The sequence below is a fragment of the Hydrogenophaga electricum genome (assembly GCF_030160815.1).
Taxonomy (GTDB): Bacteria; Pseudomonadota; Gammaproteobacteria; order Burkholderiales; family Burkholderiaceae_C; genus Hydrogenophaga; species Hydrogenophaga electricum.
Genome location: NZ_BSPB01000021.1, coordinates 45,748 through 67,722, shown reverse-complemented (window position 1 = coordinate 67,722; position 21,975 = coordinate 45,748). Strand labels below are relative to the sequence as shown.

Below are 21,975 nucleotides of genomic sequence, written 5' to 3'. Positions count from 1 at the left end.
GGCCTGCGCTTCGGCGGCACCGACCATGCGGCCGCTGAGCATCATGTCCAGCGCGCGCTGCGCGCCCACCAGGCGCGGCAGGCGCTGCGTGCCCAGCGAGCCGGGGATCAGGCCGAGCTTGACCTCGGGCAGGCCGACGCGGGTGGTGGGTGCGGCCACGCGCCAGTGGCACGCCATGGCCAGTTCCAGGCCGCCACCCAGGGCCGTGCCGTGCAGGGCCGCCACCACGGGGCGGCGGCTGGCTTCGAGCCGGCCCAGGAACTGGTTGTACGGCGCGGCGCTGAAGGTCGGGTCTTCGAATGCCGCGATGTCGCCGCCGGCGACGAAGGTGCGGCCTTCGCAATGCAGCACCAGGGCCTGCAGCTCGGGGCGGGCTTCGAAGGCGGCGAGGCCCTCGATCAGGCCCTGCACGGTGGCGGGGGAGAGGGCGTTGACGGGCGGGTTCTGGATGACCAGCACGCCAATGGCGCCTTCGGTCTTCAGGGTCACGGGGGTGGTCGACATGGGCAATTCCGATCAGCGAAGGGACTGGGGGACTGTAGGAGGGCCGCCCGCGCCTGTCTTGCGCCGACTGGTTGGTGCCGCGTGCAGCCGCCCCCGGTAAAACCCGGCCCCGGTCCAGCCAATGGACGCAAGACGGACACGGGGGGTGTCCCCACCATTGCGGGGTGTCTGGCGCAGGCCTCTGCCGGGGCCGGCGCTTCGAATTTTCGGGTGGTCTGGGCACTGCCACACCGCTTCAAGGACTCCTATGCGACTGATGAAAAAATGGTTGGGAACGCTGGCTGGCGCCGGCATGGCCGCAGCGTTGGCCCTCGGGGCCGCCAGCGTGCAGGCGCGCGACCTGCGCTACGCGATGGGTTTTCCCCCGGGCTCGGACTCCGACAAGGCCGGCCAGGCCTACGCGGCCGAGGTGAAGAAGCTCACCAACGGCCAGCTCAACGTGCGGGTTTTCCCGCTGTCGCTGCTGAACTTTGCCGAAACCTCGGCCGGGCTGCGCGATGGTCTCGCCGACATCGGCTACCTGCTGGCCCCGTACTTCCCGGCCGAGTACCCGCACTTCAACCTGCTGGCCGAATCGTCGATGCAACTGCTCACCATGGACGACCGGGTTCGTGGGCGCGAAGGCATGGCTTACGTGGGCGCGCTGTCCGAATTCGTGTTCACCAAGTGCCCGGAATGCCAGGCCGAGTTCGCCAAGCAGAACCAGGTGTTCACCGGGCCGGCCGCCAGCTCGCCCTACTACCTCAACTGCAACAAGCCGGTGCGCAACGAAGCCGAACTCAAGGGCAAGCGCCTGCGCGTGGCGGGCTCGCACTGGTCGCGCTGGGCGCGTGCCATGGGCGCGCAGCCGGTGACCATGTCGTCCAACGAAGCGCTCGAAGCGCTCAAACAGGGCGTGGTGGACTGCGTGGTGGTGTCGATCCCCGAACTCACCAACCTGGGCCTGCTGGAAGCCGTGAGCGACGTCACCGTGCAGGTGCCTGGTGGCATCTTTGCCGGCACCGGCGTGACCCAGGTCAACAGCCGCGTCTGGAAGAGCCTGACCAAGGAACAGCGCCAGGCCCTGCTGCGCGCGGGCACGGTGATGCCGGCCTACATTCCCTACGTCTACCACCAGCGTGAAAAGGACGTGCTGAACCTGGTGACCCAGCGCGGTGGGCGCGTGCACCAGCCCGACCCGGCGCTGCTGCAGAAGACCCGCGATTTCGCCGCGCAGGACATGAAGACCATCGTCGAGTTCTTCGCCAAGACACACGGCGTCAAGCGGGGCGAGGAAATGCTGGCGCAGTTCCGCCCGGTGCTGGAAAAGTGGGTGGGCCTGGTGCAGGGCGTCGACAGCCGTGAAAAGCTGGCCGACCTGTACTGGACCGAGGTGTTCTCGAAGGTGGATGCCGGCGCCTACGGCCTCTGATGCCTGCCGGAGGGCCGCCGTCGCTGGCGGTCCCCTGGCCTTTTCCATTCCCTCTTAGGTGTCGCCATGCACGCCATCGGCAAATTCCTCTCCAGACTGATCGACTCGGTCACGGTCATCTCAGGCCTGGCCATCGCGCTGATGATGGTCCACATCACGCTGGACGTGGTCTCGCGCAATGTCTTCAACTACCCCTTGCCGGGCACCATCACCATCGTCTCGTACTACTACATGGCGATCGCGGCCTTCATGCCGCTGGCTTTTGCCGAACAGAAGTCGGCCCACATCTCGGTGGAGGTGATCACCGAGCGCCTGCCCAAGGGCGTGCAGAAGCACCTGGCGGGCTGGATGCTGCTGTTTTCCGCCGTGGTGTTCGCGCTGATGACGCTGCGCTCCTGGGAAGAGGCCTTGAGCAAGTACGGCATCAAGGCGTCCATCGTGCAGGGCGAAGACAGCCTGCCCGTCTGGCCCACCTATTTCTTTCTGCCGCTGGGCTGCCTGCTGATGTTCCTGGTGGTGGTCTACAAGTTCATCGTTTACCTCACCAACCGGCCCTCCGGGCTCGATGTCGAGCGTGCCCGGGCCGACAGCGACGACTGACCCTTTCCCAAGGACGTTTCCCCAATGACAGACGTACAAGTCGGCCTGGTCGGCATCGGCCTGCTGCTCACCCTCATCGCGCTGCGGGTGCCCATCGGCATCTGCATGATCACCGTGTCGTTCTCCGGCATCTGGTACCTCATGGGCTGGAACGTGGCCTGGGGCTCGCTCGGCGTGATCCCCTACCAGTTCTCCACCAACTGGGTGCTCAGCTCGGTGCCCATGTTCCTGCTGCTGGGCTTCGTGTGTTACCACGCGCGCCTGACCGAGGGGCTGTTCCGCGCGGCGCGCATGTGGCTGTCGGGCGTGCCGGGTGGCCTGGCGATCTCGGGCATCCTGGGCTGCGCGGGCTTCGCCTCGGTGTGCGGATCGTCGGTCGCCTGTTCGGCCGCCATGGGCCGCATCGCCGTGCCCGAAATGATGAAGCAGCGCTACAGCGCCGAGCTGGCGACCGGCACGGTGGCCGCCGGCGGCACCATCGGCGCGCTGATCCCGCCGTCGATCATCATGATCCTCTACGGGATCATCGCGCAGACGTCCATCACCGAGCTGTTCCTGGGCGGCGTGACCATCGGTCTGTTGACCATGTTCAGCTACATCCTGGTGATCCTGATCCGCGTCAAGCTGAACCCGGCACTGGCCCCCTCGGTCAAGGAAGCCATTCCCAGGGCCGAGAAGATGCGTGCGCTCAAGGACGTGTGGCCCATCGTGCTCGTGATGCTGGGGATCTTCGGCGGCCTGTTCAGCGGCATCTTCACGCCCACCGAAGCCGGTGCCATCGGCGCGCTGCTGTCCTGCGTGGTCGCGCTGATCGCCCGCTCGCTGAGCTGGGAGCGTTTCAAGAACGCGATCCTCGAAACCCTGCTGACCACCACCGCGCTGCTCATCATCGGTATCGGCGCCAGCCTGCTGCAGCGCTTCCTGGCGCTGTCGGGGGCGGGCACCTACATCTCCGAACTGATCATCGGCCAGAACGCCGACATCGTCTGGGTGCTGCTGGGCATCGTGCTGATCTACCTGCTGCTGGGCATGTTCCTCGAACCCATCGGCGCCATGCTGCTGACGCTGCCCATCGTGCTGCCCATCATCAACTCGGCCGAACTCAGCCTGGTGTGGTTCGGCGTGGTGCTGACCAAGCTGCTGGAGATCGGGATGATTACGCCGCCGGTGGGCATGAACGTCTTCGTCATCAAGGGCGTGGTCGGCAACCTCATATCGACCACCGGCATCTTCAAGGGCATCTTCTGGTTCCTGGTCGCGGACTTCGTCGTGCTGCTGCTCATGATGTGCTTCCCCGACCTGGTGCTGTTCCTGCCGAACTGGGGCAAGTGAGGCGGGTGCCGAGCCGGCGCCCCGGGCCGGGATAATCCCGGTCCCCTCACGCTCCAGGAGATTTCCGCATGCCCGACGTCCTCTTGCAGACCCAGGGGCCGGTCAGCCTCGTCACGCTGAACCGCCCGCACCGGCTCAACGCCATCGGTGGCACCCTGCTGGCCGACCTGCACGACGCCCTGCAGCGCGCCCAGCGCGATCCCGATACCCGCGTCATCGTGTTCACCGGCGCCGGCCGCGCCTTCTGTGCGGGCGACGACCTCAAGGAGTTCGATCAGCAGGCGCAGTCGCCCGAGAGCATGGCGCGCATGTGCGACGACATCCAGGTCATCACGCGCGACCTGCTGTTCGGACCGAAGCTGGTGGTCGGTGCCGTGCACGGCTACGCGGTCGGTGGTGGGCTGGAATGGGTGCTCAACTGCGACCTGGTGGTGGCGGCGGACGACCTCGTGGGCTTCTTCCCCGAAATGCAGCTCGGCCACTTCGTCACCGGGGGCGTCACCCACCTGCTGCCGCAGGCCCTGGGGCACCAGCGTGCGATGGAACTGCTCGTGCTCGGTGAGCGCCTGGACGCGCAGCGCCTGCAAACCCTGGGCTTGATCAACCGGGTCGTGCCGCGCGATCACATGCTGCCCACCGCGCTGGCCCTGGCCCACCAGGTGGCCGAACGCTCGCCGCTGGCCACCCGCCTGCTCAAGAAAGCGCTGGTGCGCGATCTGAGCGCCCTGCCTGCCGCGCTGGAAGGGGAAAGGCGGGCGGCGCTGGCCTGCTTCGCCGACCCCGAAACAGCCCGGCGCATCCATTCCCTTGGAGAACAAACCCCGTGAACACCGCATCGGCACCCCTGGTGCTCTACCACTGCCTGGACGCCCGTTCTTTCCGCCCGCTCTGGGCGCTGGAAGAACTGGGCTTGCCTTACGAACTGCGCGTGCTGCCGTTCCCGCCGCGCTACGCGGCGCGCCACTACCTGGAAGAGAACCCGCTGGGCACCATTCCGCTGTTCGTGCACGGCGCCGTGCGCATGACCGAGTCGGCCGGCATCTGCCAGTACCTGGCCGCGCTGAACGATCCCGGCGGGCTCGACGTGCAACCCACCGAAGCCGCGTACGGCGCCTACCTGAACTGGCTGCACATGAGCGATGCCACGCTCACCTTCCCGCAGACGCTGGTGCTGCGCTACCGCTATTTCGAAACCCCCGAACGGCGCCAGCCCCAGGTGGCCGAGGACTACGCCAAGTGGTTCCTGGCGCGCCTGCGTGCGGTCGACGCGGCGCTGGCGAAGGACCCGCAGCACCTGTGCGCGGGCCGCTTCACCGCCGCCGACATCGCCGTCAGCTACGCGCTGCAGCTGGCCTGCCAGATCGGTCTCGACAGCGAGTTCCCCGAGCGCGTGCAGCGCTACTGGGCGGGCCTGCAGACGCGGCCGGGCTTCGTGCGCGCCAAACAGTCCCAGGCCGCGGCCGCGCAGGCCCAGGGGGTGAAGGCCCCCAGCCCCCTGCAGGCCTGAGAGCGGGGCTCAGAGCCAGGGCACGGCCAAGCCGACCATGAGCGCCAGGAAAGCGGTCTCGCCCAGCAGCATAAGCACCGGGCGCCAGCCCAGCTGACCGAGCTCGGCCAGGCTGGTCTTGACCGCCACCGCCGCGATGGCGATCACCAGCAGCGTGCGCGAGAGACCGCTGGCCGCCGCCACGCCCCAGGTGGGCAGCACCCCGGCGGTGTTCAGCAGCATCAGCACCACAAAACCCAGCAGGAAGGTCGGCACCAGCGGCACCTCGGCGCGCGGCGGACCGTCCTCGTCCACCGCCACAGCCGCCGGCGCCTGACCGCGGCGCACCCAGGTAGCCACCGCCAGCACCACCGGCAGCAGCAGCATCACCCGCATCAGCTTGACGATGGTGGCGTTGTCGGCCGCCGCCGTGTCGCCCGCCTGCGTCAGCAGCATGCCCGCGGCCACCACCTGCGCCACATCGTGGATCGTGGCGCCAAAGAAGATGCCCGCCTGGTGCGTGCTGAACCCCAGCACCTGCACCAGCAGCGGGTACAGCAGCATGGCCAGGGTGGAAAGCACCGTCACCCCCACCACCGCCAGCAGCGTGAAACGCTGATTCTCGCGCGTGGGCGGCAGCACCGAGGCCACGGCCAGCGCGGCCGAAGCGCCGCAGATGCCCACCGCGCAGCCCGAGACCAGGCCCTCGTCGCGGCGGCAGCCCAGCCAGCGGGCCAGCAGCAGGCCGCAGGTGATGGTCAGCGTCACGCCGGCGGCCACCAGCAGCGCGGTGCGCCAGCCCAGGGCCAGGACCTGGCTGAAGCCGATGCGCGCGCCCAGCAGGGCCACGCCGATGCGCAGCACCGTGCGGCTGCAGAAGTCGATGCCCGGGCGCAGGCGCGGATCGGGCGAGAGGAAGTGAAAGGCCAGGCCGATCAGCAGCGCGTAGAGCAGGGCGGGGCCGCCGTGGTGTTCGCTGACGAACAGGGCCGAGAGGCCGACCACGGTGCTGAGCAGCGCCCCGCCGGCCAGCCGGCGCACACGGCCGGCGGCGGCGCGCACGGCCGTGTGCAGCGCGGCCGGATCAGCCGGCACGGACACGGTCGGTCTTCACGCGCTCCCAGGCGTCTTCGACCCAGTCGCACAGCAGGCTGCGCGTCTCGCGCGGGTCGATGATGTCCAGGATGCCGAACTTCTCGGCCGTGCGGAACGGCGAGGTCATGTTCAGGTAGAACGCTTCCAGCTCGGCGCGCTTGGCGGCCGGGTCGGCCGCGGCTTCGATCTCGGCCTTGTGCGCGGCCATCACGCCGCCTTCGATGGGGATCGAGCCCCAGCGTGCCGAGGGCCAGGCCACGCGGAAATTGAGCGACTCGCCGTACTTGGGCGCGTGCAGCGCGCCGGCCATGCCGAAGCAGCGCCGCACGATGACCGAGGCCCATGGCGAGCGGCAGGCGTGCAGCGCCTCGCCCACGCGGGTGGCGCCCAGCAGGGTGCCGCCCAGCTCCGCGTCCAGCCCGGTCTGGTTGCCCGGCTGGTCGACGAAGTTGACGATGGGCAGGCCGAACTGGCTGCACAGCCTGATGTGGCGCTCCATCTTGTAGGCGGCCTGGATGGTCATCGCGCCGCCCTGCACCTTGGGGTCGTTGGCGATCACGCCCACCGGGATGCCGTTCAGCCGCGCCAGCGCGGTGATGACCGAGCCGCCCTGCCAGCGCCCGATCTCGAAGATCGAGCCGCGGTCGAGCACCGCGTCGAGGATCTTGCGCGGGTCGTAGATTTTGCGGCGGTCGCGCGGGATCGCGTCTTTCAGCCAGTCGTCGGCGCGCTCCGGGTCGTCGCTCGGCGCCACGGCCGGCGGCAGGTGGAACACGCTGCGCGGCAGGTAGCTCAGGAAGCGCCGCACCTGGGCCAGCGCGTCGGCTTCGTCCACCGCCTCGTTGTGCACCAGCGCGCTCTTGCGGTGGACCTTGTAGCCGCCCAGATCGTTCTTGTCGATGCTCTGGCCGTAGGCCTGCTGCACCACGTGCGGGCCGGCGGCCATCACCTGGGCCTGCTCGCGCACCATCACGCTGAAGTGCGAGGACAGCACCTTCACCGCGCCCTGGCCCACGCAGGCGCCCAGCGCCACCGCCGCCACCGGCACGGTGTCAAGCAGGGCGTTGGCTGGCCAAGTGGGGTATTCGGGGATCTTGGTGCCGCCCAGCTGCATCAGCAGCTTGACGCTGCCGCCGGCCGAATCGACCAGCCGGATCAGCGGCAGGCGCAGCTGGTGCGCCATGCGCTCGATGTAGATCCACTTGTCCGCAATCGTGGCTTCGGACGAGCCCGCGCGGATGGTGAAGTCGTCCACGTGCAGCGCGACCTTGCGGCCTTCGATGCGGCCCGTGCCGGTGATGGCGTTGGTCGGGTCCAGCCGCTCGAAAGCGCCTTCCCGCGTGTAGTGGCCCTTGCCGGCGGTCTGCCCGAATTCGCGGAACGTGCCGCCGTCCAGCAACTGAGCGATGCGCTCGCGCGCGTTCAGCCGGCCGCTGGCCTTGAATTTGGCCAGCGCCTCGGGCCCGCCCATGGCGCGCACCTGCTCGCGGCGGGTCTGCAGCTCGGTCAGTTCGGCGGCCCATTCGCCGCCCGGTTCGTGCAGACGGCTCATCGGGCACCGGCTCCCAGCGACGCCACCAGTTCCTGGGTGTCTTTCAGTTCGCTCTGCAGGTAGCGGTGCGAATCGACATAGCCCTTGAAGATGGGTTTGTTGCCCGACTTCTCGACCAGTTGCCGCCAGTCGGCGGACTGCGCGACCTGGCGCAGCGCGTTTTCCCAGAAGCGGATCTGCTCGGCGTCGACGCCCGGGGGCAGCAGCACGCCGTTGTAGCTCACGTAGTCGGCGGCGATGCCGAGTTCGCGCCAGGTCGGCACCTCGGCCAGCGGGCCTTTGCCGCGCACCGGGTCGCAACTGGCCAGCATGCGCAGCTTGCCGCTTTGCGCCAGCGGGGTCACGGTCGGGCCGGTGGCGATCACCACGTCGACGTGGCCGCCCATCACCGCGGTGACCGACTCGCCCGAGGAGCGGAACGGCACCACCGTCAGCCGCGACACGTCCACGCCGGCCAGCTTGAGCGGCTTGGCGATGGCCAGGTGCAGGTTCAGGCCGCGCAGCGGGGCGACGGCGATCTTCAGCGACTCGGGCGACTGGCGCAGTTTGTCCACGATCTCGGTGGCGCTGCGCAGCGGCGAGTCGGCCGCGACGGCGACCAGCGTGGTTTCTTCCACCATCATGGCCACGGGCACGAATTCGCGCAGATCGGCCTTGAGCACACCCGTCACCTGGCCGGCGATGCTGCCGGTGTGGAAGGTGGACAGGTTGTGCGCGTCGCCGCGCGCCTTCTGCATCGCCTGCAGCACCAGCAGGCCGGCGGCGCCGGGCTTGTTCAGCGGCAGCACGGTGTGGCCGCCCACGAGCTTGAGCGTGTCCAGCGCGTTTTTGATGCCCCGGGCGTACAGATCGACCGAGCCGCCGGGGGCCACGCCGATGTTGTAGGTGATGTTGCCGGTGGGGGCCCAGGGTGCGGCGTGGGCCAGTTGCGGGCGGCCGAGAAAGGCGGCGCCGGCAGCCAGCCAGCCCAGCGCCTGGCGGCGGTTGGAGCGTTGCGGATTCATGAGGTCTCCTGGGTTGGGCGCCGTGGGGGCGGCGCTGAAACACGTTCTCAGTGGGATGGTGTGCGCAGGGCTTGCGCAGCGATCAGGGCTTCGATGGCCTCTGTTTCCAGGGCGAGGGATTCTTTGAGCACGGCCACGCCGTCGGCGCCGAGGTCGGGGCCGGTGTGGCGGATGCCGCCGGGCGTCGCCGACAGCCGCGGCACCACCCCCATCTGGGTGGTGTGGCCGAGCGTGGGGTGCGGCACGGCCTGCAGCATCTGGCGCGCCGCGAAATGCGGGTCGGCGTAGATGTCGGCGATGGTGTAGACGCGGGAGGTGGGCACCTCGGCGTCGCGCAGCATCTGTTCGAGCACGCCACCGTCGAACGTGCGCGACCACGCGCCGATGATCGCGTCGATGGCTTTCATGTTCTCGGGCCGGCCGCGTGCCTGGATGGTCTCGAAGCGCGGGTCGGTCAGCAGCTCGGGCTGCTGCATCAGGCCCACCAGCCGGCGCCAGGTGGGCTGGCTGTTGGCCGCGATCAGCACCCAGCCGCCGTCGGCCGTGGGGTAGGAGCTGTTGGGCGCCATCGACGGCAGGTTCGAGCCTTCGCGCATCGGCACCACGCCCAGCTTGTCGTGCGCGGGCACGATCGGCTCCATCTGCGAGAACGCCGCTTCGTAGAGCGCCACGTCCACCACCTGGCCGCGGCCGGTGATCGCGCGGGCGCGGATGGCGGCCATCGCGCCGAACGCGGCGTACACCGACGACAGGTAGTCGGTGGTGGCCAGCGCCACGCGGGCCGGCGGCCGGTCGGGGTCGCCCGTCATGTGGCGCACGCCGCCCACGGCCTCGCAGATGGCGCCGTAGCCCGGGCGTTCGCTGTAGGGGCCGTCCTGGCCGTAGCCGCTGATGCGCACCATCACCAGGCCGGGGTTGCGCTCGCTCAGCGCGTCGTAGCCCAGGCCCAGGCGCTCCATCACGCCGGGGCGGTTGTTTTCGACCAGGATGTCGGCGCGTGCGATGAGTTCGGCCGCCACGGCGCGGCCCTGCGGGGTCTTGAGGTCCAGCGCCACCGAGCGCTTGTTGCGCAGGATCGAGGCCGCGTAGAGCGACACGTTGTCCACGTGCTGGCCCATCTGGCGCACGGGGTCGCCTTCGGGCGGCTCGATCTTGATGACTTCGGCGCCGAAGTCGCCCAGCAGGCGGGCGCAGGCCGGGCCCGCGATGGTGGAGCAGATTTCCACCACCTTCAGCCCGCTCAGGGGGCCGTGGGGCAGTTCGGGGTGCGGGGTGGGGCGGGTCATGCCCGGTCTCCTGGGTTCGGGGTGTTCGCGAGCTGGCGCACGGCTTCTTCGGCCGACTCTTCGATGCGCTGGCGGGCCAGGAGCACCATGCGTTCGGTGTCGCCCTGTTCCAGCGCGTCGGTGGCTTCCTGCCACAGGCGCGCCGAGCGCAGGCGGCGTTCGGGCGTGCGCAGGCCCAGCTTGCTGTAGCGCAGGGTCTGAAGCGACAGGCCGGTCAGCATGCGCTGCAGGCGCTGGTTGCCGCTCAGGCGCGCGCACAGGATGAGCAGGCGGTAGGTGGTTTCGGCGTAGGCGTCGCCCATCTCCGGGATCGGTGCCAGCGCCTGCAGGCGCTGGTTGCCGGCGCGCAGCATGGGCAGCAGTTCGGGGTGCCGGTTCTGGGTGAGCTTGCGCACCACCAGTTCGAACAGCCCGGCGCGGATTTCCATCAGCTCGGTCAGTTCGGCGGCGCTCAGCTCGGTGACGATGGCGCCGCGGCGCGGCAGGATGGTGACCAGGCCTTCGCGCTCCAGGATGCGCAGCGCCTCGCGGATCGGGCCCCGGCTGACGCTGAATTCGTCGGCCAGTTCCTGCTCGCCGATGCGCGCACCGGGGGCCATCTCGCTGTTGAGGATGCGGTCGCCGATGCGGCCCGCGATCTGCTCGGGCACGCTGAGCGTGGGGTCCTTCTGGTCGGCAAACAGCCGGAAGGCGACTGCGCCTTCCAGCGAAGCGAACACGTCGGCGGGCATGTCGGCCGGGTGCATGGCTCAGCCCAGCTCGACCAGGGGCTGGCCGTCTTCGACCGTGTCGTCCTTGGCGACGAGCACGGCCTTGACCGTGCCGGCGGCCGGCGCCGAGACGGGGATTTCCATCTTCATCGACTCGACCACGAGCAGCGTGTCGCCTTCCTGGACGCTCTGGCCCGGCTGCACTTCGATGGCCCAGACGGTGCCGGTGACTTCGGAAAACACTTGCATGAAGACTCCTTGGTTGATATTCAGATTGTTAACAATCTGAATTGGAGAAGCTATCAGGGTTTGCCCGGGTTGGGGACGGGCGGGGTGTTGCGCGCCGGATCGAGCCGGGTAAACCCGGATGGGAGCTGCGTCTGTAATTTGTATGATGACCAGACTAATGATCGGATGCCTGCCTTGGCGCATCCGGCAACCGTTCCGCCGCGGCGGCGGTCCGGCACGTTCCGTGCCGACAGGGACCGGCCGACCGGCTTTCACCACCCCCTCAGGAGACTTTTTGTGACCCCGTTGTTGACCAAACGCCCGCTGCTGCGCGCTGCCGCCTGTGTCCTGCTGGCCCTGGCGGCGCCCTTGTCCCAGGCGCAGACGTGGCCGAACCGGCCGATCCGGCTCGTGGTGCCGTTCCCGCCGGGCGGCCTGATCGACAACATGGGCCGGCTGGTGGCCGCCCGCCTGGCCCAGGAACTGGGGCAGCCCGTGGTGGTCGACAACAAGCCCGGGGTCGGTGGCAACCTGGGCGCGGCCGATGTGGCGCGGGCACCGGCTGACGGCTACACGCTGCTGATGGCCTCGCCCGCGCTGACCATCAGCCCGGCGGTCTACAAGAAGCTGCCTTACGCGTCGGCGCAGCTCGCGCCGGTGGCGCTGCTGGGGCGTGTGCCCAATGTGCTGCTGGTCAACCCGAACTCGGGCATCACCTCGGTGCAGGACGTGGTGGCGCGGGCCAAGGCGGCGCCGGGCAAGATGAACTACGCGTCCAACGGCAACGGCACCTCGCTGCACCTGAGTGCGGAACTGTTCAAGCGCCAGACCGGCGCCTTCATCACGCACGTGCCGTACCGCGGCTCGGCAGCCGCCATCACGGCGGTGCTCTCGGGCGAGGTGGATGTGATGTTCGACAACCTGCCTTCGGCCATCGGGCAGATCCGCGCCGGCCGCCTGCGGGCGCTGGCGGTCACGACGCCGCAGCGCAGCGTGGCCCTGCCGGACGTGCCGACCCTGGCCGAAGCCGGTCTGGCCGGCTTCAATGTCAGCGCCTGGTTCGGCGTGGCCGCGCCGGCGGGCCTGCCGCCCGAGGTGCTGGCGCGCCTGGCGCCGGCCCTGGAACGCGTGGCCAAGCAGCCTGAAGTGGTCGCCGGCATGGAGCGCCAGGGCGCCGAGCCGATGTACCTGGACGCGACGGCTGCGGCCGCAGCGATGGCCAGCGACGCCGCCCAGTGGAAACAGGTGGCGGCGTTCGCCAAGATCCAGCTCGACTGAAGCGGGCCCGGCGCAGGCGGGTGGGGAGGCTTCAGGTACATTCATCCGGCGGTCCGCGCCGCGGCCGCCGAACTGCCCTCTCTCGTCCCACGCCCATGTCGTCTTCTTTTTCCGCCGTCAAACCCGGCCTCAAACTCGCCGACCAGGTGGCCAGCGCGCTGGAGGCGGAGATCCGCGCCGGGCGCCTCCAGGTGGCGGACAAGCTGCCCACGGAGACGGCGTTGGCCCAGCAGTTCCAGGTCAGCCGGACGGTGGTGCGCGAGGCGCTTTCGCGCCTGAAGTCGCGCGGGCTGGTCGATTCGCGACAGGGCAGCGGGGTCTATGTGCAGGCGCCGGGCATCGAGCCGCTGCAGTTCGACCTGCCGCACGCTGCGTCGCGCGAAGCGGTCATGCAGATCGTGGAGGTGCGCCGGGCGCTGGAGGCGGAGGTGGCGGAAATGGCGGCCCTGCGCCGCAGCGAAGCCGATCTGCTGGCCATCCGCCAGGCCATGGCGGCGATCCAGGCGGCGGTGCAGGCCGGCCGCGACGGGGTCGAGGAAGACGTGCAGTTCCACCGCGCCATCGCGCGCGCGGCGGGCAATCCGTTCATGATCAACACGCTCGATTACCTGGCGCAGTTCCTCAAGGGGGCGACGCGGGTCACACGGGCGAACGAGGCCCGGCGCAGCGACTTTTCGCGCGCGGTCACGCAGGAGCACGAGCACATCGTGCAGGCCATCGAAGCCGGTGACGCGGTGGCCGCGCGCAGTGCGGCGGCCGAGCACATGCGCAACGCGCTGGCGCGCATCGCGCAAGCGGACCCCGGGTTCTGGACCCAGGACGGGGCCCGCCTGGCCGAGCCCTTGCTGGCGGCGGCCCCCGCAACGCCGCGGTAGTCACAGACCGCTGGGGTTTAGGGTTAACCCTTGGCGATCAGGGTGGCTAAATTTGTATGATAACCAGTCTAACGTACAAATAAGACCGCTTTCCCGATCGCGGCCAATCCATCGGAAACCTCTCGCATGTCCACCCTCGCGCTTCTCGGTATTGGTGCCGGCAGCATTGCCCTGCTGCTTCTGCTCATTGTTCGCTGGAAGGTCCACGCCTTCGTCGCCATGATGCTGGTGAGCCTTCTGGTGGCGCTGGCCACCGGCATGCCGACGGGCGACATCATCGGCACGCTGGTGGCCGGCATGGGCGGCACGCTGGGGTCGGTGGCGATTCTGGTGGCGCTGGGCGCCATGCTTGGCCGCATGATCGAAGTCTCGGGCGGTGCCGCCAGCCTGGCCAACCGCTTCACGCAACTGCTGGGGCCGAACCGCGTGCCCATGGCGCTCACGGCGTCGGCGCTGGTGCTGGCGATTCCGGTGTTTTTCGACGTCGGCTTCATCATCCTGGTGCCCATCGTCTACGGCTTCTGCAAGGCGGCGGGCGTCAACCCGGTGAAGTTCGGGCTGCCGGTGGCGGGCATCATGCTGGCCACGCACGTCGTGGTGCCGCCGCACCCGGGCATCGTGGGCGGTGCGGCCATCGTGCAGGGCGACATCGGCTGGATCACGCTGATCGGCCTGGGCATCTGCATCCCGCTGGCGGTGCTGGCCCAGTATGTGTCGGGCTGGCTCAACCGCAAGGGTTACGCCATGCTGCCGGCGACGGCGGAGCAGTTCGCTGCCTTTGGCAGCAGCGAAGAAAGCGCCGCCTCGGCGAAGCGCCAGACGCCCGGCGTGGGCACCGTGCTGGCGCTGATCCTCATCCCGCTGCTGCTGATCATGGGAGGCACCACCGGCGCCACCGTGCTGCCCAAGGGTGACGCGCTGCGCAATCTGCTCGGCTTCATCGGCTCGCCCATCTTCGCGCTGATGGTCGCCGTGGGCCTGGCCATGTTCCTGCTCGGGCGCCAGCAAGGCTGGAGCCGGGACCGCACCAACGCCGTCATGGAGTCCGCGCTGCCGCCGGCGGCGACCGTGATCCTGGTGACCGGTGCCGGCGGGGTGTTCGCCAAGGTGCTCACCGCCAGCGGCATCGGCGTGGCGCTGTCGCAGAGCCTCGCGGCGACGCAACTGCCGCTGATCCTGCTGGCCTTCTGCATGGCGCTGGCCCTGCGCGCCGCGCAAGGGTCGGCGACCGTGGCCATCATCACCACCTGCGGCCTGCTCAGCGACGCGATCACCGGCGGCGGCTATTCGCCCGTGCAGGTGGCGCTGCTCACGGTGGCCACCGGCTTTGGGGCCCTGGGCCTGTCGCACGTCAACGATTCGGGCTTCTGGATCGTGACGCGCTACCTCGGTCTGAGCGTGGGCGACGGCCTGCGCACCTGGACCGTGCTGACCACGGTGCTCGGCCTGGCGGGCTTTGCCTTCACGGCCCTGCTCTGGGTGGCCGTCGCCTGACCTGTTTTCCCTGCGTACGAAAGACCTTGTCATGACCCAACCTTCCGTCGGCATCATCGGCCTGGGCGCCATGGGCGCCGGTATCGCCAAGACCCTGCGCCAGAACGGCTTCCCTCTCCATGTGTGCGACGTGCGACCCGGTGTCGCCGAGGCCTTCGCGGCCGATGGCGGCACCGCCCACGCCACCCCGGCCGCGCTGGCGGCGGTGAGCGATGTGGTGGTGTCGGTGGTGGTGAACGCCGCGCAGACCGAAAGCGTGCTGTTCGGCGAGCACGGCGCTGCGGCCGCCATGCGCCCGGGCAGCACCTTCGTGATGTGTTCCACCGTGGACCCGAACTGGTCCGTGGCGCTCGAAGCGCGGTTGAACGCGCTGGGCCTGCATTACGTGGACGCGCCCATTTCGGGCGGCGCGGCCAAGGCCGCCTCGGGCCAGATGACGATGATGACCTCGGCCAAACCCGAGGCCTATGCCGCTGCCAACGCCGTGCTCGACGGCATGGCCGGCAAGGTGTACCGCCTGGGTGATGGCGCGGGCGCGGGCAGCAAGGTCAAGATCATCAACCAGCTGCTGGCGGGCGTGCACATCGCCGTGGCCGCCGAAGCCATGGCCCTGGGCCTGCGCGAGGGCGTGAAGGCGGAGGCACTGTACGAGGTCATCACGAACAGCGCCGGCAACAGCTGGATGTTCGAGAACCGCATGGCCCACGTGCTGGCGGGCGACTACACGCCGCTGTCGGCGGTGGACATCTTCGTCAAGGACCTGGGCCTGGTGCTCGACACGGCGCGCGCCAGCAAATTCCCGCTGCCGCTGGCGGCCACCGCGCACCAGATGTTCATGCAGGCCTCGACCGCCGGCTTCGCCAAGGAAGACGACAGCGCGGTGATCAAGATCTTCCCCGGCATCACGCTGCCCGAAGGAAAGGACAAGGCATGACGCGCGCACTGCTGGGCTGCATAGCCGACGACTTCACCGGCGCCACCGACCTGGCCAACAACCTGGTGCGCGCCGGCATGCGCGTGGTGCAGGCCATGGGCGTGCCCATGGCCCCGCTCGATGCCGAGGCCGATGCCGTGGTGGTGGCCCTCAAATCGCGCACCATTCCGAAGGACGAAGCCATCGCCCAGTCGCTGGACGCGCTGCGGTGGCTGCAGGCGCAGGGCGCCGAGCAGATCTACTTCAAGTACTGCTCCACCTTCGACAGCACGGCCGCAGGCAACATCGGCCCCGTGACCGATGCGCTGATGCAAGCCCTGGGCACCGACTTCACCATCGCCACGCCCGCCTTCCCCGACAACCAGCGCACGGTGTTCAAGGGCTACCTGTTCGTGGGCGACGTGCTGCTGAACGAGAGCGGCATGCAGAACCACCCGCTCACGCCCATGACGGACCCCAACCTCGTTCGTGTGCTGCAGGCGCAGACACCCAGCCGCGTGGGCCTGATCGACCACGCCGTGGTGGCGCAGGGCGAGGCGGCCATCAGCGCGCGCATCGACCAGCTCAAGGCCGAGGGCGTGCGCATGGCCGTGGTCGACGCGGTGTCCAACGCCGACCTGCTGCGCCTGGGCCCGGCGCTCAAGGACCTACCGCTGGTGACCGCCGGCTCGGGCGTGGCCATCGGCCTGCCGGGCAACTTCGGCGTGGCGCCCAGCCACGAGGCCGCCCGCCTGCCCGCGCCGCACGGGCTGCAGGCCATCGTGTCGGGCAGCTGTTCGGTGGCGACCAACCAGCAGGTGCTGCACTTCATCCAGTCCGGCGGGCCGGCGCTGGCCATCGACCCGCTGCGCATCGCCGCCGGCGTGGACGTGGCCGCCGAAGCCCTGGCCTGGGCCGAAAGCCACATTGGCCAAGGCCCGGTGCTGGTGTATTCCACCGCCGAGCCCTCGGCCGTGCGCGCTATTCAAGGCAAGCTGGGCTCTGAAAAGGCCGGTGCCATGGTGGAGGACACCATCGCCGCCATCGCCCGCGGCCTGGTGCAGCGCGGCGTGCGCCAGCTCATCGTGGCCGGTGGCGAGACCTCGGGCGCCTGCGTGCAGGCCCTGGGCATCACGCAAATGCGCATCGGTGCGCAGATCGACCCGGGCGTGCCGTGGTGCCACGCCGTGGCGCCCGATGCCACGGACGGCCTGCACATCACCCTGAAGTCGGGCAACTTCGGCAGCACCGACTTTTTCACCAAGGCTTTTGCACAATCGCAGGCATGAGCACCGCCACCGCCTTCATGGACGAAGCCCCGGCCCGCGCCGAGATCTGCCGCGTGGGCCGCAGCCTGTTCGAGCGCGGCTACGTGCACGCCACGGCCGGCAACATCAGCGTGCGGCTGGCCGACGGCTACCTCATCACGCCCACCGACGCCTGCCTGGGCACGCTGGCGCCCGAGCGCCTGGCGCGGCTGGATGCGCAGGGCCAGCAAACGGCGGGCGACCGCGCCAGCAAGACCATCGCGCTGCACCGGCAGATCTACGACGCCACGGCGGCGGCCGGCCAGCCGGCGCGTTGCGTGATCCACACGCACAGCACCCAGCTCGTCGCCTGCTCGCTGGCGGCCGACGGTGCCGCGGGCGGCCAACTGGCGGACGACGCCGAGCTGCTGCCGCCCATCACGCCTTACTTCGTCATGAAGGTCGGCCGGGTGCCGCACATCGCCTACCACCGGCCGGGCGATCCCGCCGCGGCCGAGGCCGTGGCGCGCACCATCGCGCGCCATGCGGCGCAGGGCCGGCGCCTGCGCGCCGTGATGCTGGCGCGGCTGGGCCCCAATGTCTGGCACGACACACCGGCCGAAGCCATGGCCGTGCTGGAGGAGCTGGAAGAAACCGCCCACCTGCACCGCCTGAACTCCCATGTGCCGCCGCTGGCCGAAGCCCGGATCGACGAGCTGCGCCAGGTCTTCGGCGCCAGTTGGTGACGGCCGACGGACCGCTTCGCTGATCCCCGACCGCACCGCCCGAACCGCACCGCGCCAGGAGCCTTTGTGACCGACCGCGCCGCCGACCCGTACCCGACGCCCCGGCAGGCCGAATGGGGGGTGAGCGACTTCCGCTTCCACACCGGCGAAGTCCTGCCGGCCCTGCGGCTGGCCTACACCACGGTGGGCGATCCGGCCGGCGAGCCGGTGCTGGTGCTGCACGGCACCAACGGCTCGGCCGAAGCCCTGCTGAACCCGGCCTTCGCCGGCACGCTGTTCGGGCCCGGCCAGCCGCTGGACGCGCGCCGGCACTTCATCGTGCTGCCCGATGCGATCGGCACCGGCCGCTCCAGCAAGCCGTCCGACGGGCTGCGCACCGCGTTCCCCGCCTACAACTACGACGACATGGTGCGGGCGCAGCACCGCCTGCTGACCGAGCACCTGGGCATCCGCCACCTGCGTGCCATCGTGGGCTACTCCATGGGTGGCATGCACACCTGGTTGTGGGCGCAGCACCACCCGGATTTCATGGACATCGCCGTGCCCTTGGCCGCGCTGCCGGCCCCCATGTCGGGCCGCAACTGGCTGCTGCGGCGTCTGGTGATCGACGCCATTCGCCACGACCCCGCCTGGCAGGGCGGCCACTACACGCAGCAGCCGCGCAGCCTGCAGGTTGCCTCGGTGTTCTACGGCCTGGCCACCAACGGCGGTCATCTCGGCCTGCAGCAGCTCGCGCCCACGCGGGCTGCGGCCGATGCGCTGCTCGACCAGCGCCTGCAGTCGCCGTTCAAGGGCGACGCGAACGACCACCTCTACCAGTGGGAGGCCTCGCGCGACTACGACCCGGAACCCGGCCTGGACCGGATCACGGCCCGCGTCCTGGCCATCCTGTCGGCTGACGACGAACGCAACCCGCCCGAACTGGGTGTGCTGGAACGGGCCATCGCCCGCATCCCGCACGCCGAAGCCCTGGTGATCCCCACCGGGCCCGACACCACCGGCCACGCCACGCTGGGCCAGGCGCGCTTTTACGCGCAGGCCTTGGCCCAGGTGCTGGCCACCGCGCCCCGGCGCTGAACCCTGTTTCAGAAGAGGAAACCCCCATGCCCCGTTTTGCCGCCAACCTGTCCATGCTCTACAACGACGTGGACTTCCTTGACCGTTTCGCCGCCGCCGCCCGCGACGGCTTCCAGGCGGTCGAATACCTGTTTCCGTACGCCCATCCGGCGCCAGAGCTGGCCGAGCGCCTGCGCGCCCACGGCCTGCAACAGGTGCTGTTCAACGCCCCGCCCGGCGACTGGGACGCGGGCGAGCGCGGCCTGGCCTGCCTGCCCGGCCGCGAGGCCGAGTTCCGCGCCGGCATCGCCCAGGCGATCGAATACGCGCAGGCCCTGCAGTGCCCGCGCATCCACGTCATGGCCGGCCTGGTGCCCCAGGGCGCCGATGCCGCAGCCGTGCGCGCCACCTACGTCGCCAACGTGCGCCACGCGGCCGAGCAGGCTGCGCCGCACGGCATCCGCATCCTGCTGGAGCCCATCAATGGGCGTGACATGCCGGGCTTCTTCCTGAGCCGCCAGGACCAGGCCCACGCGCTGGTTGCCGAGATCGGCGCCACCAACGTGCAGGTGCAGATGGACCTCTACCACTGCCAGATCGTGGAAGGCGACCTGGCCATGAAGATCCGCCAGTACCTGCCCACCGGCCGCGTCGGCCACCTGCAGATCGCCGGCGTGCCCGAGCGGCACGAGCCCGACGTGGGCGAGCTGAACCACCCCTACCTGTTCCGGCTGCTCGACAGCCTGGGCTACGACGGCTGGATCGGCTGCGAATACCGCCCGGCGCGCGGCGCCGCGACCCACGCCACCAGCGACGGCCTGGGCTGGCTCAAGCCCTGGCTGTAAAAGAAAACGGCGCCCCGCAGGGCGCCGTTTTTTTATCTCCTCGGCTCCGTGTGATCGTCAGGCCGCAGCCTTCACCTTCAGGCGCCAGGCGTGCAGCAGCGGCTCGGTGTAGCCGCTGGGTTGTTCCTTGCCCTTGAACACCAGGTCCAGGGCGGCCTGGTAGGCCTTGCTGGTTTTCACGTTGCCAGCCATCGGCTGGTAGAGCTTGTCGCCGGCGTTCTGCTTGTCCACCTTGGCGGCCATGCGCTCGAAGGTTTCGCGCACCTGCTTTTCAGTGACGACGCCGTGCAGCAGCCAGTTGGCCACGTGCTGGCTGGAAATGCGCAGCGTGGCGCGGTCTTCCATCAGACCGATGTCGTTGATGTCGGGCACCTTGGAGCAGCCCACGCCCTGATCGACCCAGCGCACCACGTAACCCAGGATGCCCTGGATGTTGTTGTCCAGCTCGGCCTGCTTCTCGGCGGCGCTCCAGTTGGCCTCGGCGGCCACGGGCACGGTCAGCAGGCCGGTCAGCAGGGTTTCGCGTTCCTTGTCGGCCTTGATCGTTTCCAGTTCCTTCTGCACGTCGGACACCAGCACCTGGTGGTAGTGCAGGGCGTGCAGCGTGGCGCCGGTGGGCGAGGGCACCCAGGCGGTGTTGGCGCCGGCCTTGGGGTGGCCGATCTTCTGCTTCATCATCTCGGCCATCAGGTCGGGCATGGCCCACATGCCCTTGCCGATCTGTGCCTTGCCGCGCAGGCCGCAGGACAGGCCCACCAGTACGTTGTTGCGCTCGTAGGCCTGGATCCAGGCGCTGGTCTTCATGTCGCCCTTGCGGATCATCGGGCCGGCCCGCATGGCGGTGTGCATCTCGTCGCCGGTGCGGTCGAGGAAGCCGGTGTTGATGAAGGCCACGCGGCTGGCGGCGGCGGCGATGCAGGCCTTGAGGTTGACGCTGGTGCGGCGTTCCTCGTCCATGATGCCCAGCTTGACGGTGTCGGCCGGCAGGCCCAGCACCTGTTCGACGCGGCTGAACAGCTCGGCGGCGAAGGCCACTTCGGCCGGGCCGTGCATCTTGGGCTTGACGATGTAGACCGAGCCCTTGCGCGAGTTGCGGATGGCGTCCTTCTTGCCCTTCTTCAGGTCGTGGATGGCGATGGTGGTGGTCACCATCGCGTCCAGGATGCCTTCGGGAATCTCTTTGCCCTCGGCGCCCCACAGGATGGCGGGGTTGGTCATCAGGTGGCCGACGTTGCGCACGAACATGAGCGAGCGGCCGTGCAGGCGCACGGTCTTGCCGTTCGGGCCGGTGTACTCGCGGTCGGCGTTGAGGCCGCGGGTCAGGGTCTGGCCACCCTTCTCGAAGGATTCGACCAGCGTGCCTTGCAGGATGCCCAGCCAGTTGCTGTAGGCCAGCACCTTGTCTTCGGCGTCGACCGCGGCCACGGAATCTTCCAGATCGAGAATGGTCGACAGCGCGGCCTCGACCACCAGGTCGCTCACGCCGGCGGCGTCGGTCTTGCCGATCGGGGTCTCGGGGCGGATCTGGATCTCCAGGTGCAGGCCGTGGTGCTTGAGCAGCAACGCCGAGGGCTTCTTGGCTTCGCCCTGGAAGCCGACGAACTGGCTCTTGTCGGCCAGCTTGCTGGTGCCGCCTTCGGCCAGGCTCACCACCAGCTCACCGTCCTTGTTGACCTTGTAGCCGGTGGAGCCGACGTGCGAACCCTTCTTCAGCGGGGCGCAGCGGTCGAGCACGTGGCGCGCGTAGTCGATGACCTTGGCGCCGCGCTTGGGGTTGTAGCCGCCCTTCTTGCCGACTTTCTCGCAGCCCTTGTCTTCGCTGATCACATCGGTGCCGTACAGCGCGTCGTACAGGCTGCCCCAGCGCGCGTTGGCGGCGTTGAGCGCGTAGCGGGCATTGAGGATGGGCACCACCAGTTGCGGGCCGGCCTGCGTGGCCAGCTCGTCGTCCACATTTTTGGTCGTGGCCTTGACCTTCTTGGGTACGGGCACGAGGTAGCCGATCTCTTCCAGGAAGGCGCGGTAGGCGGCCTGGTCGGCCACCGGGCCCGGGTGGGCGCTGTGCCACTGGTCCAGCGCGGTCTGCAGGCGGTCGCGCTCGGCCAGCAGGACGGCGTTCTTCGGTGCCAGGTCGGCCACGATGGCGTCGAAGCCCTTCCAGAACGTGGCGCTGCTCACGCCGGTGCCGGGCAGCACACGCTGCTCGATGAAATCGTAGAGCTCGGTGGCAACCTGCAGGCCGTGAACGGGGGTGCGCGCGGTGGTGGCGGTCATGGGAAACCTCGACGGATGAAAAAGGTGGTGTGGGGCGGC

The 21,975-nt window shown here is 69.4% G+C and carries 21 protein-coding genes; 13 read left to right on the top strand and 8 right to left on the bottom strand.

From position 1 onward, the window contains the following. Positions 1–504, bottom strand: a 504-nt coding sequence (locus tag QQK43_RS13530) for an enoyl-CoA hydratase-related protein (protein ID WP_284308195.1), incomplete at its 3' end; no start/stop codon positions are given. A 256-nt stretch (positions 505–760) separates the two neighbouring features. Here QQK43_RS13530 and QQK43_RS13525 point away from each other — a divergent pair. From QQK43_RS13525 to QQK43_RS13505, 5 genes are all read left to right on the top strand, one after another. Further along, positions 761–1,915, top strand: a complete 1,155-nt coding sequence (locus QQK43_RS13525) for a C4-dicarboxylate TRAP transporter substrate-binding protein (protein WP_284308194.1) — start codon at positions 761–763, stop codon at positions 1,913–1,915. A gap of 66 nt (positions 1,916–1,981) precedes the next feature. Then, positions 1,982–2,515 (top strand): TRAP transporter small permease, encoded by a 534-nt coding sequence (locus QQK43_RS13520; RefSeq protein ID WP_234264494.1) that lies wholly within the window; start codon positions 1,982–1,984, stop codon positions 2,513–2,515. Between the two features lie 24 nt (positions 2,516–2,539). Next, positions 2,540–3,847 (top strand): TRAP transporter large permease, encoded by a 1,308-nt coding sequence (locus tag QQK43_RS13515; RefSeq protein WP_284308193.1) that lies wholly within the window; start codon positions 2,540–2,542, stop codon positions 3,845–3,847. Between the two features lie 68 nt (positions 3,848–3,915). After that, complete coding sequence (locus QQK43_RS13510) at positions 3,916–4,674, top strand: enoyl-CoA hydratase/isomerase family protein (RefSeq protein WP_284308192.1); 759 nt, start codon at positions 3,916–3,918, stop codon at positions 4,672–4,674. Then, entirely contained in the window at positions 4,671–5,354 is a 684-nt protein-coding gene (locus QQK43_RS13505) for a glutathione S-transferase family protein (protein WP_284308191.1), read from the top strand. The genes QQK43_RS13510 and QQK43_RS13505 overlap by 4 nt, the downstream gene beginning before the upstream one ends. 9 nt (positions 5,355–5,363) lie before the next feature. Here the strand turns inward: QQK43_RS13505 and QQK43_RS13500 are convergent, their stop codons facing one another. The 6 genes from QQK43_RS13500 to QQK43_RS13475 are packed head-to-tail and all read right to left on the bottom strand — an operon-like array spanning position 5,364 to position 11,229. After that, positions 5,364–6,434, bottom strand: coding sequence for a YeiH family protein (locus tag QQK43_RS13500; RefSeq protein ID WP_284308190.1), 1,071 nt, complete (start codon positions 6,432–6,434; stop codon positions 5,364–5,366). Continuing rightward, entirely contained in the window at positions 6,418–7,980 is a 1,563-nt protein-coding gene (locus QQK43_RS13495) for an acyl-CoA carboxylase subunit beta (protein ID WP_284308189.1), read from the bottom strand. The genes QQK43_RS13500 and QQK43_RS13495 overlap by 17 nt, the downstream gene beginning before the upstream one ends. Beyond that, positions 7,977–8,984 (bottom strand): tripartite tricarboxylate transporter substrate binding protein, encoded by a 1,008-nt coding sequence (locus QQK43_RS13490; protein ID WP_284308188.1) that lies wholly within the window; start codon positions 8,982–8,984, stop codon positions 7,977–7,979. The genes QQK43_RS13495 and QQK43_RS13490 overlap by 4 nt, the downstream gene beginning before the upstream one ends. Positions 8,985–9,031: 47 nt before the next feature. Continuing rightward, positions 9,032–10,270 carry a CaiB/BaiF CoA transferase family protein gene (locus tag QQK43_RS13485; RefSeq protein ID WP_284308187.1) on the bottom strand — a complete coding sequence of 413 codons (1,239 nt, stop codon included), beginning with the start codon at positions 10,268–10,270 and terminating at the stop codon, positions 9,032–9,034. Beyond that, positions 10,267–11,016, bottom strand: a complete 750-nt coding sequence (locus tag QQK43_RS13480; RefSeq protein ID WP_284308186.1) for a GntR family transcriptional regulator — start codon at positions 11,014–11,016, stop codon at positions 10,267–10,269. The genes QQK43_RS13485 and QQK43_RS13480 overlap by 4 nt, the downstream gene beginning before the upstream one ends. 3 nt (positions 11,017–11,019) lie before the next feature. Continuing rightward, complete coding sequence (locus QQK43_RS13475; protein ID WP_234264503.1) at positions 11,020–11,229, bottom strand: acyl-CoA carboxylase biotin carboxyl carrier protein subunit; 210 nt, start codon at positions 11,227–11,229, stop codon at positions 11,020–11,022. Positions 11,230–11,505: 276 nt separating this feature from the next. On the opposite strand from QQK43_RS13475, the gene QQK43_RS13470 reads away from it, so the two are divergent. From QQK43_RS13470 to otnI, 8 genes are all read left to right on the top strand, one after another. Beyond that, positions 11,506–12,486 (top strand): tripartite tricarboxylate transporter substrate binding protein, encoded by a 981-nt coding sequence (locus QQK43_RS13470; protein ID WP_284308185.1) that lies wholly within the window; start codon positions 11,506–11,508, stop codon positions 12,484–12,486. Between the two features lie 95 nt (positions 12,487–12,581). Further along, entirely contained in the window at positions 12,582–13,361 is a 780-nt protein-coding gene (locus tag QQK43_RS13465; RefSeq protein ID WP_284308184.1) for a FadR/GntR family transcriptional regulator, read from the top strand. A gap of 126 nt (positions 13,362–13,487) precedes the next feature. Continuing rightward, the gene (locus QQK43_RS13460) at positions 13,488–14,855 is read left to right on the top strand and encodes a GntP family transporter (protein ID WP_284308183.1); all 1,368 of its coding nucleotides are present in this window, start codon (positions 13,488–13,490) and stop codon (positions 14,853–14,855) included. Positions 14,856–14,886: 31 nt separating this feature from the next. Continuing rightward, the gene (gene ltnD / locus QQK43_RS13455; protein WP_284308182.1) at positions 14,887–15,789 is read left to right on the top strand and encodes an L-threonate dehydrogenase; all 903 of its coding nucleotides are present in this window, start codon (positions 14,887–14,889) and stop codon (positions 15,787–15,789) included. Continuing rightward, a complete protein-coding gene (gene otnK / locus QQK43_RS13450) occupies positions 15,786–17,057 on the top strand; it encodes a 3-oxo-tetronate kinase (RefSeq protein WP_284308181.1) in 1,272 nt (423 codons plus the stop codon). Before ltnD ends, otnK begins: the two co-directional genes overlap by 4 nt. Positions 17,058–17,074: 17 nt before the next feature. Then, positions 17,075–17,761, top strand: coding sequence for a class II aldolase/adducin family protein (locus QQK43_RS13445; protein WP_284308196.1), 687 nt, complete (start codon positions 17,075–17,077; stop codon positions 17,759–17,761). A 66-nt stretch (positions 17,762–17,827) separates the two neighbouring features. After that, positions 17,828–18,838 (top strand): alpha/beta fold hydrolase, encoded by a 1,011-nt coding sequence (locus tag QQK43_RS13440; RefSeq protein WP_284308180.1) that lies wholly within the window; start codon positions 17,828–17,830, stop codon positions 18,836–18,838. Positions 18,839–18,864: 26 nt separating this feature from the next. After that, entirely contained in the window at positions 18,865–19,662 is a 798-nt protein-coding gene (gene otnI, locus QQK43_RS13435; RefSeq protein ID WP_284308179.1) for a 2-oxo-tetronate isomerase, read from the top strand. A 57-nt stretch (positions 19,663–19,719) separates the two neighbouring features. Here otnI and QQK43_RS13430 read toward each other — a convergent pair whose 3' ends face one another. After that, complete coding sequence (locus tag QQK43_RS13430) at positions 19,720–21,936, bottom strand: malate synthase G (RefSeq protein ID WP_284308178.1); 2,217 nt, start codon at positions 21,934–21,936, stop codon at positions 19,720–19,722. Positions 21,937–21,975: the final 39 nt, after the last annotated feature.

What these genes read in the sequence shown, in the direction of transcription:
- QQK43_RS13525 (WP_284308194.1), top strand. Translation starts at nt 761, where the DNA reads ATGAAAAAATGGTTGGGAACGCTGGCTGGCGCCGGCATGGCCGCAGCG.
- QQK43_RS13520 (WP_234264494.1), top strand. Translation starts at nt 1,982, where the DNA reads ATGCACGCCATCGGCAAATTCCTCTCCAGACTGATCGACTCGGTCACG.
- QQK43_RS13515 (WP_284308193.1), top strand. Translation starts at nt 2,540, where the DNA reads ATGACAGACGTACAAGTCGGCCTGGTCGGCATCGGCCTGCTGCTCACC.
- QQK43_RS13510 (WP_284308192.1), top strand. Translation starts at nt 3,916, where the DNA reads ATGCCCGACGTCCTCTTGCAGACCCAGGGGCCGGTCAGCCTCGTCACG.
- QQK43_RS13495 (WP_284308189.1), bottom strand. Translation starts at nt 7,980, where the DNA reads ATGAGCCGTCTGCACGAACCGGGCGGCGAATGGGCCGCCGAACTGACC.
- QQK43_RS13490 (WP_284308188.1), bottom strand. Translation starts at nt 8,984, where the DNA reads ATGAATCCGCAACGCTCCAACCGCCGCCAGGCGCTGGGCTGGCTGGCT.
- QQK43_RS13485 (WP_284308187.1), bottom strand. Translation starts at nt 10,270, where the DNA reads ATGACCCGCCCCACCCCGCACCCCGAACTGCCCCACGGCCCCCTGAGC.
- QQK43_RS13480 (WP_284308186.1), bottom strand. Translation starts at nt 11,016, where the DNA reads ATGCACCCGGCCGACATGCCCGCCGACGTGTTCGCTTCGCTGGAAGGC.
- QQK43_RS13475 (WP_234264503.1), bottom strand. Translation starts at nt 11,229, where the DNA reads ATGCAAGTGTTTTCCGAAGTCACCGGCACCGTCTGGGCCATCGAAGTG.
- QQK43_RS13465 (WP_284308184.1), top strand. Translation starts at nt 12,582, where the DNA reads ATGTCGTCTTCTTTTTCCGCCGTCAAACCCGGCCTCAAACTCGCCGAC.
- QQK43_RS13460 (WP_284308183.1), top strand. Translation starts at nt 13,488, where the DNA reads ATGTCCACCCTCGCGCTTCTCGGTATTGGTGCCGGCAGCATTGCCCTG.
- ltnD (WP_284308182.1), top strand. Translation starts at nt 14,887, where the DNA reads ATGACCCAACCTTCCGTCGGCATCATCGGCCTGGGCGCCATGGGCGCC.
- otnK (WP_284308181.1), top strand. Translation starts at nt 15,786, where the DNA reads ATGACGCGCGCACTGCTGGGCTGCATAGCCGACGACTTCACCGGCGCC.
- QQK43_RS13445 (WP_284308196.1), top strand. Translation starts at nt 17,075, where the DNA reads ATGGACGAAGCCCCGGCCCGCGCCGAGATCTGCCGCGTGGGCCGCAGC.
- otnI (WP_284308179.1), top strand. Translation starts at nt 18,865, where the DNA reads ATGCCCCGTTTTGCCGCCAACCTGTCCATGCTCTACAACGACGTGGAC.
- QQK43_RS13430 (WP_284308178.1), bottom strand. Translation starts at nt 21,936, where the DNA reads ATGACCGCCACCACCGCGCGCACCCCCGTTCACGGCCTGCAGGTTGCC.